General features: G+C 48.0%; 14 protein-coding genes. 4 read left to right on the top strand and 10 right to left on the bottom strand.

What is annotated here, in order from left to right:
• Positions 1 to 247: 247 nt before the first annotated feature.
• The 4 genes from Pan241w_RS09095 (at position 248) to Pan241w_RS09080 (ending at position 4,346) form a co-directional block, all read left to right on the top strand.
• Entirely contained in the window at positions 248 to 1,426 is a 1,179-nt protein-coding gene (locus Pan241w_RS09095) for a methyltransferase domain-containing protein (protein WP_145214083.1), read from the top strand.
• A gap of 53 nt (positions 1,427 to 1,479) precedes the next feature.
• Entirely contained in the window at positions 1,480 to 2,520 is a 1,041-nt protein-coding gene (gene arsS, locus Pan241w_RS09090; RefSeq protein WP_145214081.1) for an arsenosugar biosynthesis radical SAM (seleno)protein ArsS, read from the top strand.
• A gap of 590 nt (positions 2,521 to 3,110) precedes the next feature.
• Positions 3,111 to 3,359 (top strand): hypothetical protein, encoded by a 249-nt coding sequence (locus Pan241w_RS09085; protein ID WP_145214080.1) that lies wholly within the window; start codon positions 3,111 to 3,113, stop codon positions 3,357 to 3,359.
• A 165-nt stretch (positions 3,360 to 3,524) separates the two neighbouring features.
• Complete coding sequence (locus Pan241w_RS09080) at positions 3,525 to 4,346, top strand: purine-nucleoside phosphorylase (RefSeq protein WP_145214078.1); 822 nt, start codon at positions 3,525 to 3,527, stop codon at positions 4,344 to 4,346.
• 15 nt (positions 4,347 to 4,361) lie between these two features.
• Here Pan241w_RS09080 and Pan241w_RS09075 read toward each other — a convergent pair whose 3' ends face one another.
• From Pan241w_RS09075 to Pan241w_RS09030, 10 genes are all read right to left on the bottom strand, one after another.
• Positions 4,362 to 5,384, bottom strand: a complete 1,023-nt coding sequence (locus tag Pan241w_RS09075; protein WP_145214076.1) for an NAD-dependent epimerase/dehydratase family protein — start codon at positions 5,382 to 5,384, stop codon at positions 4,362 to 4,364.
• A complete protein-coding gene (locus Pan241w_RS09070; protein WP_145214074.1) occupies positions 5,381 to 6,325 on the bottom strand; it encodes a UDP-glucuronic acid decarboxylase family protein in 945 nt (314 codons plus the stop codon). Before Pan241w_RS09070 ends, Pan241w_RS09075 begins: the two co-directional genes overlap by 4 nt.
• 285 nt (positions 6,326 to 6,610) lie before the next feature.
• A complete protein-coding gene (locus Pan241w_RS09065) occupies positions 6,611 to 7,444 on the bottom strand; it encodes an aldolase/citrate lyase family protein (protein ID WP_198000424.1) in 834 nt (277 codons plus the stop codon).
• Complete coding sequence (gene murJ, locus Pan241w_RS09060) at positions 7,444 to 8,961, bottom strand: murein biosynthesis integral membrane protein MurJ (RefSeq protein ID WP_145214072.1); 1,518 nt, start codon at positions 8,959 to 8,961, stop codon at positions 7,444 to 7,446. Before murJ ends, Pan241w_RS09065 begins: the two co-directional genes overlap by 1 nt.
• 118 nt (positions 8,962 to 9,079) lie before the next feature.
• Positions 9,080 to 10,081, bottom strand: a complete 1,002-nt coding sequence (locus Pan241w_RS09055; protein ID WP_145214069.1) for an SDR family NAD(P)-dependent oxidoreductase — start codon at positions 10,079 to 10,081, stop codon at positions 9,080 to 9,082.
• Between the two features lie 38 nt (positions 10,082 to 10,119).
• Positions 10,120 to 11,253, bottom strand: a complete 1,134-nt coding sequence (locus tag Pan241w_RS09050) for a nucleotidyltransferase family protein (RefSeq protein ID WP_145214066.1) — start codon at positions 11,251 to 11,253, stop codon at positions 10,120 to 10,122.
• A gap of 90 nt (positions 11,254 to 11,343) precedes the next feature.
• A complete protein-coding gene (gene neuC / locus Pan241w_RS09045) occupies positions 11,344 to 12,510 on the bottom strand; it encodes a UDP-N-acetylglucosamine 2-epimerase (RefSeq protein WP_145214063.1) in 1,167 nt (388 codons plus the stop codon).
• Positions 12,507 to 13,517 carry an N-acetylneuraminate synthase gene (neuB, locus tag Pan241w_RS09040; protein ID WP_145214060.1) on the bottom strand — a complete coding sequence of 337 codons (1,011 nt, stop codon included), beginning with the start codon at positions 13,515 to 13,517 and terminating at the stop codon, positions 12,507 to 12,509. The genes neuC and neuB overlap by 4 nt, the downstream gene beginning before the upstream one ends.
• Positions 13,514 to 14,152: an acetyltransferase gene (locus Pan241w_RS09035; RefSeq protein ID WP_145214057.1), complete on the bottom strand. Its 639-nt coding sequence runs from the start codon at positions 14,150 to 14,152 to the stop codon at positions 13,514 to 13,516. Before Pan241w_RS09035 ends, neuB begins: the two co-directional genes overlap by 4 nt.
• A complete protein-coding gene (locus Pan241w_RS09030; protein ID WP_198000423.1) occupies positions 14,149 to 15,300 on the bottom strand; it encodes a LegC family aminotransferase in 1,152 nt (383 codons plus the stop codon). Before Pan241w_RS09030 ends, Pan241w_RS09035 begins: the two co-directional genes overlap by 4 nt.
• Positions 15,301 to 15,329 lie beyond the last annotated feature (29 nt).

Raw genomic sequence — 15,329 nt, 5'->3', positions numbered from 1 at the left:
ATTTTTTTGATATGAATCAGTAAAATGTGATTTGCTTCACAGTTTTCGCGTCCATAATAGAGCATAATCCGACCATCAAAAAGTCGTCCCTTCTCTGAAACAACAATGTTTCTCGAATTCTCGAACATGATTATACTATCATCTCTTTTAGATAATTCAGACAATCATCTTTCACACAAAAGTATTGATCAGGTTCTTACGAGAATTCAACTGACGGAAATTGGAATTGAAAGGAACTCGGAATATCATGAATTCAGCAAACACGCAGGCTCGTTCGACTGAAGAAGAATCTGTTTACACGCGTTATGCCAATGCAGCAAATCAGAAAGAGCAGGCGCTCTGCTGTCCCGTCGAATACAATCCGGAATATTTATCGATCATCCCCGAGGAAATTCTGGAACGCGATTACGGCTGTGGCGATCCGACGCCTTACCTGTCTGCCGGTGATACGGTGGTTGACCTGGGTTCCGGCGGCGGGAAGATCTGTTACATCGCCTCACAGATTGTCGGTCCCGAAGGAACCGTGATCGGCGTTGACTGCAATGCTGAAATGCTCACACTCGCTCGAAAATACCAACAGCAGGTAGCAGAGCAACTGGGATATTCGAATACCGAATTCCGCTGTGGTTTAATTCAGGATTTAAAACTGGACCTGGATCAACTCAATCAAGAGCTCTCTACTAATCCGATCGACAGCCATGCCCGCTGGTTGGAATTACGGAATCTGGAAGAACGCTTACGCAGCGAGACCCCCATGATCGAAGACGACACTGTCGACTGTGTGATCTCGAATTGCGTTCTGAACCTGGTGCGTGAAGCGGATCGAAGCCAGCTTTTACAGGAAGTCTTCCGCGTGTTAAAGCGGGGTGGTAAAGCTGTGATCAGCGATATCGTTTGTGATGAAGATGTCCCACAACATCTGCGAGCCGATCCTACACTCTGGTCAGGCTGTCTCTCTGGCGCGTTTCGTGAAGACGCCTTTTTGAAAGCATTTGAAGACGCTGGCTTTCATGGCATTGAAATTCTGAAGCGTGAAGAGACTCCCTGGCAAACTATCGAAGGCATTGAGTTTCGTTCGGTAACGTTTTCCGCCTTTAAAGGCAAACAAGGCCCTTGCCTGGAACGCAATCAGGCAATGATTTATCGGGGGCCCTTCAAAAAAGTCGAAGATGACGATGGTCATGTTTATTCGCGAGGACAACGAATTGCTGTCTGCGATAAAACATTCCAGCTGCTACAAGCGGCTCCCTACGAGGGACAGTTTCTTCCCGTTGAGCCGTATCAGAATATTCCGCTGGACGCCGCTCAGGAGATGGATTGTCGTCGGAATGCAGTGCGGCATCCCCAGGAAACCAAGGGCAAAAACTATGATCTGACCAGCCAGATTATCGATTCCTGCTGCAGCCCTGATGGTGGTTGCTGTTAGCCCATTTGCCACGTCGATCCACGCTTTCATTTTCTTCGTATTCAGGAAGACTCATGGCTCCACTCACCCTGTTCCGACAACACAGTAAGCTGGCCGATCCCCGGGAGCAGTTGCGCATTCTCAACGCAGAAACACAACAACCCGCATTCGACCATCAACTGGAGCAGCATCAGCTTCCGACACTGCAGGCCAGCACGATCGATACATTGCAGGTCAACCTGGGAAAGCTTTGCAATATGACCTGTGATCACTGTCATGTTGACGCGGGTCCTGATCGCAGAGAGATTATGGATCGTGAAACCGTAGAGCACTGCCTGACTGCGCTGGAACATCCCGGTTTTCAGACATTGGATTTGACCGGCGGGGCTCCTGAAATGAATCCGCACTTCCGCGAAATGGTCAAAGAGGCAACCCGGCTCAATAAACAGGTCATTGATCGTTGTAATCTGACAATTCTGCTCGCGCCCGGCTTTCAGGATCTGCCCGAGTTTCTCGCCGAACATCGAGTCGATATCATCGCTTCGCTCCCCTGTTACCTGGAAGCGAATACCGACGCACAACGGGGGAATGGGGCATTTCAAAAATCCATTCAGGCTTTGAACGCGTTGAATTCACTCGGATACGGAAAGTCCGATTCCCGTCGTAAACTGACTTTAGTTTATAATCCTGTCGGATTCTCCTTGCCTCCCGACCAGTCACAACTGGAACAGGCCTACCGGCGCGAATTGAAAGAACGATTCGATATCGAATTTACCAACTTGATCACGATCACCAATATGCCGATTAGCCGTTTTCTCAGCGAACTGGTCAGCCAGGGACGGACCGAAGAATATATGGAGCGTCTGGTCAACGCATTCAATCCGGCTACGGTCTCCGGGCTGATGTGCCGCTCCCTGATTTCGGTGGACTGGCAGGGCTATTTATATGACTGTGATTTTAACCAGATGCTGAACCTGCCTGTCTCAGTCCTAGCCCGACGACACATTCGCGACTTTCACTATGAAGACCTGGCAGCCAGGGACATTGTAACGAACCAACACTGCTATGGCTGCACGGCAGGCGCGGGCTCCAGTTGCGGCGGTGCTATCAGCTAACCTCAGACAGCAGTCTCATCCAGACATCTCCAGAGGCACTCAATGAGCCTCACTTCAGGAACGATGCCAGCTTAAAATCATTTCGCGCAGAAACAGGCTACATCCCCCCGCCGGGTCCCTGGAGCACGAATACTCCCTGTTCTGATGGCCGAGAATTCCCTGAGTTAATTCTCTTTAAATATTTGATGAAGGGCCTCTCGTCTTCTGATTCGGTTTACTGCCCTAAATCAAGACAGTCAAACAGACTATTCATTCTATCACCACTCAAATCCCCCAAGAAAGCCCTTCATACGGAGACCTGTTTTTTCGTGTCACTTCTTCAAAACGGCGATTTTTTCCTCATGAGATTCCACCCTGCTAGCGGAAATAGTTCTATATATTGACAGTTCATTTTATTCGCACTTGACAAAGCAAATTAAATATAATAATGGAAATATTCTGAACAACTTATTTCCCTGCAAACGCTGGAAAAGCCCCCCCGATTCTTGGCAGTATCCTACAACTGACTATTGACATCGGGCTTTTATTATCGATAAAAAACCATTAAGAAATTTGGAAAGATTTCACCAGGAAACTACGAGGATCATACTGTGTTATTAGCTGATTCAACTCAAATCGAATCCCCTGAAGAAGAACTTGAAACATTCACCGATGAACCGGCTGTCATCTTCATGTCACTCGACGACGACGAAGAAAACATTGGCTTCGATGACCTGGAAGACATCGACGATGATGACTTCGACGACGACGACGATGACTTCGACGACGATGATGAAGAAGAGGATGAGTTCGACGACGAATTCGACGATGATTTTGATGACGACGACGATGATTTTTAGAATTCATCCGTCACGCTGAAAGTTCGCTCGCCAGTAAATTGACTGATTGGCGAGCAACGTTTTTTACTCCCCTGTCTGCTCCACACAACTTGCTCTTCTATCAGCCATCTGAGTATTGTTGCACCCATCGGCCTCCTGAAATTTACAACGGAAGAGTACTCCCCTATGCAGGAATTGGTCGAAAAAATCAATGATGCAATTGAATATCTGAAGCCTCAAATACAGCAGATGCCCCGCATTGGTTTGATCCTCGGAACGGGGCTCGGTGACTTCAGTCAACAGATCAAACGTGATGCCTCAATCGCTTATGAATCGATCCCTCACTTCCCACATTCAACAGTCGAATCGCACGCGGGACAGCTGGTATTCGGAACGTTGAACGAAACTCCGATCATCGCCATGGAAGGCCGATTTCACTACTACGAAGGTTACTCGATGAAAGAAGTAACTTTCCCTGTTCGCGTCATGCAGGCACTCGGCGTCGAAACCCTGATCATCACGAACGCAGCTGGCGGAATGAACCCTCACTATCACCTGGCCGACATCATGATCATTGAAGATCAGATCAATCTGATGGGCGACAATCCGTTACGAGGGATTAATGACGATCGCCTGGGCGTTCGCTTCCCTGATATGAGCGCCCCTTATAACCGGGACTTGATCAAACTGGCGGAAGAACAAGCGCTGGAACTTCAGATTCGTACACAAACGGGCGTTTTCGTCGCGGTTGCCGGCCCCAATCTGGAAACGCGCGCTGAATACCGCATGCTGCGACAGATGGGCGCCGACTGTGTCGGCATGTCGACGGTCCCCGAATGCATTGTGGCCAACCACGCCTCGATGAAAGTTCTCGGGCTGTCTGTAGTGACCGACTTATGCCTGCCTGACGCGCTGGAGCCGGTTGATATCAGCAAAATCTTAAAAGTCGCCGCGGAGGGAGGCCAGAAACTGGCACGCCTGATCCCTCAGATCATCAAACAGATCTGAGCAGCGGCAGCCATGTCACGGCTTTGTGGAGTAGTAAGACAGATACCACTCCACAAATCGATCAATGCCCTCTTCAATCGAAGTGGAGGGAGAAAAACCGACTGCCTGCTGAAGTGCCGAGATATCCGCATACGTCTCTAATACATCACCGGGCTGCATCGGGTAATTTTCGCGAATCGCCGGTTTGCCAATCCGTTTTTCAAGCACATCAATCAGTCGCGAAATACCAACCGGCTGGTGATTCCCGATATTAAAGAGCCGGTAAGGCGCTTCCGTCGGTTCACCGGTTTCAACAGGCGTGCCTGTCGATGTCACATCCTTCCGACTCGGAACGTTTTCCAGCACACTTAACACGCCCGTCACAATATCGTCGACATAAGTAAAATCACGTTTTAAATTTCCGTGATTAAACACCTTAATCGGCGTGCCTTCCAGAATTGCTTTGGTAAACAGGAAGACCGCCATATCAGGCCGTCCCCAGGGACCATATACGGTAAAAAAGCGCAATCCTGTTGTAGGCAGATCATAAAGATGACTGTAACTATGTGCGATCAATTCATCAGCGCGTTTCGTAGCCGCATACAGACTGACCGGGTGATCCACACGGTCCTGAGTTGAATAAGGAGTTTTTCGATTGGCGCCATAAACGGAGCTGGAGGAAGCGTAAACGACATGCGCCACCTGACTCAACCGGCACTGTTCCAGAACATTCACAAAGCCCAGTACATTACTTTGCACATACTCCAGTGGCTTGAGTAAAGAGTTACGCACTCCGACTTCAGCAGCCAGGTGAATCACCTTATCAAATCCTGACTGCTGGAAGATGCGGGACATTGTTGCGACATCGGTCACATCTGCTTCCTGAAATTGAAATCCGGACTCAGGCTGTATCTGTTGAAGCCGGTCCCGCTTTAAGGCGACGTCATAGTGACTGTTAAGATTATCAACCCCGGTCACCTGATGACCTTGAGACAACAATTTTGAAGTGATGTGAAACCCGATAAAACCGGCTGCACCTGTCACCAGAATCTGGCTCATGCTGTTTCCCGTTTCATAAGGTCCTGATAATAAGCAACCGTCTTCGCCAGCCCCTCCTTCAAGGAGACTTGAGGCTCCCAGTTCAATAGAGAGCGTGCCTTGGTGATATCGGGACAACGCTGCCGGGGGTCATCCATCGGCAAAGGCTGATACTCTAACTGCGAATCAGAATCAACTGTCTGCAAAACAGCTTCTGCCAGTTCCAGCATGCTGTTTTCCACAGGATTTCCCAGATTGACGGGACCGGTGGTCTGATCCTGCTCCATCATTTTCAGAAAGCCATCAATCAGATCGTCAACATAACAGAACGAACGCGTCTGCTCGCCGTTGCCATAAATAGTCAGAGCTTCCCCCCGCAATGCCTGATTGATGAAGTTGGAAATCACCCGACCATCATTGGGATCCATCCGCGGCCCATAAGTATTAAAGATCCGTACAATCCGAATCGGTACCTGATGCGCCTGATGGTAATTCATGCACAACGACTCAGCGATGCGTTTTCCTTCATCGTAACAACTACGGGGACCAAGGGGATTGACGTGCCCCCAATACTCTTCTACCTGCGGGTGCACGGCCGGATCTCCATAGACTTCCGAGGTGGATGCGTGCAGTACTTTGGCCCGACAACGCTTTGCCAGCCCCAGCACATTCACCATGCCTACGGTTGAAGTTTTGATCGTCTTGATCGGGTTATACTGATAGGCCACCGGCGAAGCAGGACAGGCTAGATTATAAATTTCGCTGACTTCCAGGAAAACGGGATGCACAATATCGTGCCTCATTAATTCAAACCGGGGATGGCCCATTAAATGCGCGATATTCTGCTTACTACCCGTAAAGAAGTTATCCAGGCAGATTACATTTTTTCCCAGTTGGATCAGCCGGTCACAGAGATGACTTCCCAAAAAACCGGCTCCACCCGTTACTAAAACAGAGTCCATCAGTTAATTTTGTCCTTTGCAGATCTATAGATGGGGGACTAATGGCACGAAACCATTCGCCTTTCAAAACTCACTCATTTGTTCTTATTTTACAGTAACATCCCACAAATAGCGAGAAAACAAATCTGGCCAAAAGCCTGATTGAGTTTGAAATTATGAGCAGAAAGCGGAAACGTTCATTCTCTGAACGGAAGAATCGATCTTCAGCAATACCTGTCTGCACATCGGCTGGGAAAGCAGATCGTGTTCTTGTTCCCGTTGCTGATACAAGAAACCGTAAATCATTTACGAGGCATCTCTGGCATTTCTCGTTTGCAATGCAATTTTATTGATGGCCTGATACAAAGTCCGTTTGTCCCGTTCGATTTCGAATTCCGATCGCTTGAGCAGCATTTGATAGAGCTGATTCACTTTCTGGATTTCTGATTCCAAATCCATACCTGTCTGAAACTCTTCCAAGCTTGTTGCATTTTGATGAAACGACCGCGAGAGAATCACCCACTCAGAACCCAGCCGGGCGTGTTCGCTCAACACCATTCTCCCTGAAACCAGTCCCTGATCCATTGTTGAGATTCCGCCGATCCCAAAGGGAATATTGGCACTTTTACAGATCGATGCGATCTTCTCGACCATGCCATTCGACATCAACTCAAACATAAAGTCCAATTCCAGATCGAGATGTAAATCGTTTAAGCCAATGTGAATTTGAGATATACCTGGAACTTGAACAATCTGATCCAGCTGATTCACTGCCCCGACTGTCTCAACCAGAGGCACCACCTGGGCACGCGCGTCAACACGTTGGCAAAACCATTCCACTTCTTCCAGCGAACGAAACATGGGAAGCATCAAACAATCGGCTCCCTGCTCTATGACGGATTCAATTTCTTCCGTCGACTGGGAGTTAAGTGGATTCACGCGTACCAGTACTTCAGCCTGCTTCACTGCCTGTTTGACTTTTTTGACATTCTCGCGGTCATGGTAGGAAATAACAGTATCCCTTCCCCCCTGACGTTCGATTTTCCCGAGTAGTTCCAGGTCAATAAAAATGCGGTCGACACCACATTTTTCAACGTAGCCTGCAATTTCAGGGTAATCGGTAATAAACAAATATTTCATTATAAAGACAGCTTCCTGTTGAATCGCGGCAAATGGTTCTTCAGGATCATTAAAACGGCCCCAAAACAAAACAGTCCCAGCATTCCAGAGTACACAATTAAAAGTACGGGTTCTGCAACGATCTTAATCATCATAGCTGAAAATAAGAGCCCGGATAAGGTCAGCATTATCAAAGCAGCACAATGCTTAAAATGAACGCCTTCAATGACTGAGACATTCAATTTCAGATGTAACGAAAACGTCAAACCTAAAAAATGAAGCCAACTGGTAATGACGAACGCAAGCATGACCCCGGAGATCCCCATCGATGCTCTTAACACCACGGAAAGCAACATGAGCCCCCCCAGCGAAAGCAGGCTGACCTTAAAAGGAATCATGGTTTCATGCTTCGAATAAAAGATATTCATAGTCAGAATGGCGAGAATCAATGCCGGCATCGACATAATCCCAATCTGCAATAAATGGGCCGTATTCGCGACATCCTGTCCTGAGAACATGCCCCGTTCAAACAACAAAGAGACAACAGGTTCAGCGCATCCATATACGGCAACCGTCACCGGGATCGTAATCAAGATGATGAAGCCTGCCACCTGGCTGATCAATTTTGATCCATCAACGGCATTTCCTTCTGAAAAAATGCGACTCAACTTGGGAAAGATGACCATCGATAAGATGGCTCCAAATAACCCACGGGGTAATTCCACCAGTTTTTGTGCATACTCAAACAGGCTGATTCCTCCCTCATAAGCCGAGGCGAAGGACCGTGATACCACCGGAAATGCCACAACAAGTCCGATGGCTGTTAAAGCTTGCAGATACTTCAGCATCAAACCCCGATTCAACGCGTCAAACCGGAATAAGCATTGAAATCCTCCCTGAAATGCGCCGATCACAAAGCAACTGATTAATTGCGTAATCAATCGAAAGGAGACTGCCGCGACGACTGCCCAGGCAAGAATCGCGATATGATCTGGTGTCACCCACAGGAAAATCGCAGCGATCAGAATGACATTGAAAAACAAATTTCCATATGCGGGAATCATCGGTTTGTGATGCCCTTGTAACGCAGCCGAGGTCACCGCAGTGACCGCACTGATTGGAAAGGCCAACAGAACAATCACAATTAAACTACTGGCCTGGCTGATTTGAGATGCGGTAAATCCAGATGCCAGAACCTGAGTCAACCAGGTGGACCACATGATTAAAACCAAAGCCAGGCCGCTGGAAATAGCAGCCACTGCAAAAAAGGTCTGCACAATTAATTGATTTGCCTGTTGCTCTGAAACATTCTGAGCCCGGCGATGCATTTCAGGAACCAGCACAGCCGCCATGGCACCGCCGATTAACATCGCATTCAGGAGATCGGGAACGGAAATCACCAGAATCGCCAAATCATTGGCGTGTGAAACCCCCAGCACGGTCGCCAGTCCGAGTACACGGAATAAGCCCGTCAGTCGCCCCAGTATCATTGCGACGGCAACAAACATTGCAGATAGGGAAACGGATCGCCCCGACATCAGATCGAGAACCTTTCTGCAATCTTAAAAGATCGTTTTAAAATTGCTTTCAATCTGATACCCCGTTGCATTCTAAAATTCCAAATCGTTGAAATAATCACTTGATCAAATCCATGAATTAAATGGTATATCGCTCTGCATTGAAAAACTGGATATTACGGCCGACCCAGTCTGCTGTTTTTGCCAGTCCATCCTTGAATGGAACCTGACTTTTCCAACCAGTTAACTGATGGATCTTGGTTGTGTCAGCCAAAAGACGATTGACTTCACTTTTCTCCGGTCGAATGCGGTCTTCATCGCAGATAATGGGCACTTCCCGCCCGACTGCTTCCATCAGCAGTTTCGCTGTTTCTTCAATCGACCACTCTTCACCACTGCCGATATTAACGACCTCACCCTCAGCCTGTTTGCATAATGCCAGAGCGATCATTCCGGCTGCGGTATCGGTGGCGAAATTAAAATCACGGGTCGGCGTTAATGCCCCCAACTTTAACTCGGAACATCCTGCCTGTAATTGGCTGGCAATGGTGGGAATCACAGCCCGTGCGGTCTGCCTTGGTCCAAAGGTATTAAATGGCCTGGCTGTCACAACCGGTAAGCCAAACGAGAGATAAAAGCTCTCCGCCATTTTGTCGGCACCAATTTTACTGGCCGAATAAGGGGACTGACCAACTAATGGATGATCTTCATCAATGGGAACTCGTTGCGCGGTTCCATAGACTTCAGAAGTCGATACATGCACAAGTCGAGTGAGCGAATCGGAATTTCGGCTCGCCTGTAATACATTCAGTGCGCCTGTCACATTCGTATCCACATACGAACGCGCTGCGACATAGCTATAGGGAATGGCAATTAAACTGGATAAATGGAACACATAATCACAGCCTTCGACTGCACCGGCAACGCGTTCGGCATCTCGGATATCTCCCTGAATCATTTCGATTGATTGCAGAACTTCCTGCGAAACATCGTTCAGCCAGCCTATCTGATTCCATGAATTATAATAGACAAGTGCGCGAACCCTGGCGCCGCTCTGTACGAGTTGCTCGACCAGATGACTTCCAATAAAACCATCTGCTCCGGTAACCAGCACCTGTTTACCGGTTAATGATTCAGACATGCTCATCATTTCTTAAAAAAAAGTAATACTCAAACAGCTCACGCAGCCCGTCGGTGATTTAATTCAATATTCACTGCGTTTTCATCGTGCTGATCCAAATCGCGCAGTGTTTCTTTCACAATCTTCAACTCTGTACGTGCTTTATCCAGTTCGGTATGCGTGCCGATATCCGACCAATATTCGTGCACCGGAAAGACGGCAACGCCCGCGTCTTCCGCCATACTCTGTTCAATTAAATCGGTCATGTTATAGGGTTGATTTTGAGGAACGCGACTGACGGCATCCGGAGAAATCGCATAAATCCCAGCATTGCACAGAAACTGTTGTGAAGGTTTTTCTTCAAGACGCGTGGCGAATGCCCCGTTGGTTTTGATCACACCGTAGGGAATTTCGACATGATAATCGATCGCCGCCACCGTCATTAAAGGTTCATGCATCAGATGGAAATCAAGCAGATACTGGAAATTGATCGAAGTGAATACATCGCCGTTCATTAATAACAGTGGACCATCAAGGGGTTCTGTGATCAACGAAACGGCACCTGCCGTTCCCAGTTTTTGCTCTTCGCGCAAATATTGAATTTCGACACCATACTGGCTTCCGTTCCCCAAATGCGATTCGATCATTTCGGCCAGATAATTGACGGCAATATAAATCCGGCTCACTCCCGCATCGGCAACTTTGCGAACCTGCCGTTCAATCAGCGGCATGCCTCCAACTTCAACCAGAGGTTTGGGCATATTTTCTGTCAGGGGTAATAAGCGGCGGCCTTCACCCCCCGCCATAATCAGGGCACTGCTGAAACCCGATGCCTGTCCCGGACTTGCTTCCTGCGTTAAATCGGTTAACAGAACGACTTCAACGACATAATTATCAGCATCGACCAGCGGAAGTGCTTCCAGCCCACTCTGCTGCAGCAGTTCAATGATGGTGGACTGCGACATGCGGGACTCGGCCTTGGTTGGCTTGCGATTCATGATCGCGGTCACCGGATCCTTCAACTTTACTCCAGCCAGCAATCCTCGACGGATGTCTCCATCGGTGGCGACTCCCTGTAGATATCCGTTTGAATCGACGATGACCGCAATCCCTTTTCTACCGGCTTCGATTGCACGTATCGTCTCTCTGACATCGACAGTATCATTGATCAAACACTGTTTGGCTGAGTCCATCCCTGGCTTGCACTTCCTATTCAAGGTGATCCATTACCCTGGTTTTATTCCGTATTGCTGTTCCAGCATTCAATAGTTCTCTGACAGTGATTATCCACTCACAAGATCATAGAACTTTTTTTGTATCGACTGACTGGAACAACACTCTCTCAATCGACTTACGATTCGCTTTGCTGTCTGCCCATCTCCATATGGGTTTGCCGAATTTTTCTTTATCTGCTCAAACTCGGGAGAATACAATGTTTTAAATGCTGTTGCTATCCCGATTTCAGTTGACTCACAATCGATCACTGATTCTGACTTGATTCGCCCCGTCTGTCGATTGCCGATATTAATCGTTCCGATCCCAAAACTGGGAGCCTCAATGATGCCACTGGAAGAATTTCCGATGACGGCATCTACAAATTGCATCCCCGACAAATACCTCATTTGCCCCAAGCTCGTAAACGCCCTATAACGACTGGCGTCTTTCTGAACAAAATCATCAATCAATTGATTGATGACGCGACCATCGGTATCCGCATTCGTTTTTGTAAATATGATATTTGTGTCATCCAGCTGCTCCAGCACGTTCAATAAATTCTGAACCTGTTCCGCTGCGGTATTTGCTTCCAGCGTCACCGGATGAAATGTGCATAACAAGTTATTTTTATTTAACTTAAGACCAATCGACTCTTCGAATTCTTCTCGCGACATTAAATCCAGACGCGCGATATTGTCCAAGCCGATCGCGCCGACATTGAAGACACGCTCCGGACTCTCGCCTAACTGGATTACCCGCTTTCGATAGGCTTCTGTAGAGGTAAAATGAAAATGGCTCATTTTCGTGATCGAATGACGCAAAGCATCATCAAAAGCGCCTTCGGTCACCTCTCCACCATGCAGGTGAGCGACTGGGATCCGACTGATATGAGCTGCGGAAACAGCGCTGAAGATTTCATAGCGATCTCCCAGCACAATCACCAACTCAGGCTGCAGACGCGCAAAGACTTCGGAAAAGCTAATCAGCCCCAGCCCCATCGATTTGCAAATCCCGACTGGAGAATCGGAACTCATTACGACTTCCACTTTCTCATCAATCGAATAGCCGTCTGCTTCGATCTCCTGATAAGTCAAACCAAACTCAGGCGATAAGTGCGAGCCTGTCACCAGCAACTGGAGAGTGAACGAGTCATCCGAACGGATTTCATCGATCAGAGGTTTCAGCAGACCATACTCCGCTCTCGAACCGGTTATCAGGCAAACGGTTTTACTCATAGATCGATCAATTCGTCTTCAAAATAATCTCGCCTGGCAACCTGATTAATCACATGATCCCAGTTCATCGGACTAATGCCGGTTCCGGGCCGCTTGACGCAGAGATTTTCTTCCGTAAATACTTCTCCTTTGCGAATTGCCTGTGACGCAATAATACTTTTTCGCACGACCGGTTTGTTCTTCACTTCGGAAACAGACGGCTTCTTAAGCGGGCTACCTAACGACTTTTCCGTATTGCGTATTCCCCGCACCAGCATCATTAGTTCATCCGGTTCCAGAGAAGCAGCATGATCGGGTCCTTCCATATTCTTGTCGAGGGTAAAATGCTTCTCAATGACCTTAGCCCCCAGCGCGGCGGCAGCAATCGAGACTTCAATCCCCAATGTATGATCCGAATAGCCGATATTGACGTCAAAGGCAGATTTAATTGTTAACATCGCCCGCAGGTTCACATCCTGAATGGGAGTCGGGTACTCGGTATTACAATGCAAAACCGTGATATTCTGACGATCCACTCCACTCTTGATCAAGATGTCCAGTGCATCCTCAATCTCACCTAAGTCAGCCATGCCCGTTGAAAGCACGACTTTTTCAAACGTCTCGCCCACTTTTTTCAAATAGGGATAATTCGTAATCTCACCTGAAGGCACCTTAATCAGTTCCAGGCCGAGCGACTTCAACAAATCAATACTTTCTAAATCAAAGGGGGTGGAAATAAACACGACCCCCGCCTGACGGCAATAGTCAAACAGTTCCCGGTGCGTCTCCTGATTGATTTCCAGCTTCTTCAACAGCGTGAACTGAGTCTCTTCTTCTCCGTTCACTGAACTGTTTTTTTTCTGATACTCAGCCTGAGGCGCCGACTTGCAAACGAGTTTTTCCGTCTTAAATGTTTGAAACTTGATTGCATCCGCGCCCGCTTCGACGGCTGCGTCAATCATCCTTTTCGCCGTTTCTACATCTCCATTATGGTTGACGCCTGCCTCTGCAATAATAAATACACTCATTTCGCTGGAACTCCTTTTACTAACGCCCCGTCCTCTACGTCCTGTATGACGACAGCACCGGCTGCAATCACAGCCTTCTCTCCAATGTTAACGCCCTGGATCACAACAGCGCCGGTTCCTACAAACGAATGATCTCCAACTGTCACTCCGCCACTGAGGACAACGCCCGGTGCAAGAAACGCGTGATTGCCAATCTGACAATCATGATCCACTTGTGCGCCGGTATTAATTACAGCACCAGCACCGATCGTCGTATCCGTCTGAATAATCGCTCCTGCCATAATTTGAACTCCTGCAGACAATACCACCTCAGCCGAAACAATGGCCCGATGATGGATCAGAGTTGGAATATTTAATTCCAACTCCTGACACTGCTCAAACAATGTTGCCCTTAATAAATTCGATTTCACACTACCCACAGCGATCGCTACATTTTGCACGCCCTGCTCTTGCAGCCGTGACAGCTCCGAATCTGTTCCCAACACGGGAACCCCTTTGACTTGTTCTCCGACTTCCAATTTCGGGTCCAGAATGCCCGCAATCTGATAGTCGCCTCTCTCTTTGATCAACTCGATCAGGACCTTGGCATGGCCGCCTCCACCAATCAAAATGATCGAATTCGACAATTCACTCATAACTGTTCAAAATATGTTTTGATACAACCAACTACATACTCAATGTCTTCAGCATTGAGCTGCACACTGGAGGGAATCGAAATACAACGTTCAAAAATCGCTTCCGTTTGCTCCATCCCATACACCTGACAATCCTGATACATGGGCAATGTATGCATCAATTTCCATGCCGGTCGCACCTGGGCGTTTTGTGCCAGCAGATATTCCATCAGTGGTTTACGATCCGCCGGCGGAACCAGTAAAGTACAAAGCCAAAAGTTACTTTTGGCCCACGGTTCTTCCCAGGCCAGATCGACCTGTGGGATTTCTGATAGCAACCGGCGATACAGGGCCGCGTTGTTACGTTTGATTTCAATAAAGGAATCCAGCTGTTCTAACTGAGCCACACCCAGTGCTGCCTGGATATTCGTCAGCCGATAATTATAGCCGACTTCGTCATGCTCATACTCGAACGGAATTCGGTTTGCCTGAGTGCTTAGATGCCGAATATGGTTGGCCAGAGACTCCTGACTGGTGGTCACCATCCCACCGCCGCCACAGGTGATAATTTTGTTCCCATTGAAAGAAAAACACGCGACCGTCGATAACGAACCAGTCTTCTTTTCCCGGTACTCAGATCCCAGGCTTTCAGATGCGTCTTCGATCACAGGCAGACCATACTCTGACGCAATTTCATTCAATGGCGCCATGTCAACCGGGTGACCAAAAATATGGACGGGCAAGATGGCACTGATTTTTTTCCCAGTCTGTTTGCTGTAAATTCCCCCATCCTGCTTAACGCATTCCCGAGAAAGAAACTCATTCACCAGATTTACATCCAGACATAACGTCTTTGGATCGGACCCGATAAAAATGGGTGAGGCACCGCAATAGCGAATGGCATTGACCGGTGCAATAAACGTAAATGCCGGGGCAAGCACTTCATCACCCGGTTGAACTCCACAGGCCAACAGGCTCAGGTGCAGGGCCGCCGTTCCGTTAACGGTCGCGATACCATAGTCGGTCCCGACATATTGACTCACATTCTTCTCAAACTGGTCAACGTAAGATCCGACTGAGGAAACCCAGCCTGTATCGAGGCAGTCCTTTATATACTTCCACTCATTCCCGGAAATATTGGGTATCGATAATGGAACCAGATCGTGCATCGTTTGCATAATTCAAAATAAGGAAAAGA

Origin of the sequence: Gimesia alba (assembly GCF_007744675.1) — a bacterium.
Classification (GTDB): domain Bacteria; phylum Planctomycetota; class Planctomycetia; order Planctomycetales; family Planctomycetaceae; genus Gimesia; species Gimesia alba.
Note: the sequence above shows the minus strand (reverse complement) of the source record. Positions and strands in the feature narration are given on the sequence as shown.

Excerpts from the sequence above, each read along its gene's own strand:
- neuC (WP_145214063.1), bottom strand. The coding sequence starts at position 12,510 with ATGAGTAAAACCGTTTGCCTGATAACCGGTTCGAGAGCGGAGTATGGT.
- neuB (WP_145214060.1), bottom strand. The coding sequence starts at position 13,517 with ATGAGTGTATTTATTATTGCAGAGGCAGGCGTCAACCATAATGGAGAT.
- Pan241w_RS09080 (WP_145214078.1), top strand. The coding sequence starts at position 3,525 with ATGCAGGAATTGGTCGAAAAAATCAATGATGCAATTGAATATCTGAAG.
- arsS (WP_145214081.1), top strand. The coding sequence starts at position 1,480 with ATGGCTCCACTCACCCTGTTCCGACAACACAGTAAGCTGGCCGATCCC.
- Pan241w_RS09095 (WP_145214083.1), top strand. The coding sequence starts at position 248 with ATGAATTCAGCAAACACGCAGGCTCGTTCGACTGAAGAAGAATCTGTT.
- Pan241w_RS09055 (WP_145214069.1), bottom strand. The coding sequence starts at position 10,081 with ATGTCTGAATCATTAACCGGTAAACAGGTGCTGGTTACCGGAGCAGAT.
- Pan241w_RS09030 (WP_198000423.1), bottom strand. The coding sequence starts at position 15,300 with ATGCACGATCTGGTTCCATTATCGATACCCAATATTTCCGGGAATGAG.
- Pan241w_RS09035 (WP_145214057.1), bottom strand. The coding sequence starts at position 14,152 with ATGAGTGAATTGTCGAATTCGATCATTTTGATTGGTGGAGGCGGCCAT.
- Pan241w_RS09065 (WP_198000424.1), bottom strand. The coding sequence starts at position 7,444 with ATGAAATATTTGTTTATTACCGATTACCCTGAAATTGCAGGCTACGTT.
- Pan241w_RS09050 (WP_145214066.1), bottom strand. The coding sequence starts at position 11,253 with ATGGACTCAGCCAAACAGTGTTTGATCAATGATACTGTCGATGTCAGA.
- murJ (WP_145214072.1), bottom strand. The coding sequence starts at position 8,961 with ATGTCGGGGCGATCCGTTTCCCTATCTGCAATGTTTGTTGCCGTCGCA.
- Pan241w_RS09075 (WP_145214076.1), bottom strand. The coding sequence starts at position 5,384 with ATGAGCCAGATTCTGGTGACAGGTGCAGCCGGTTTTATCGGGTTTCAC.
- Pan241w_RS09070 (WP_145214074.1), bottom strand. The coding sequence starts at position 6,325 with ATGGACTCTGTTTTAGTAACGGGTGGAGCCGGTTTTTTGGGAAGTCAT.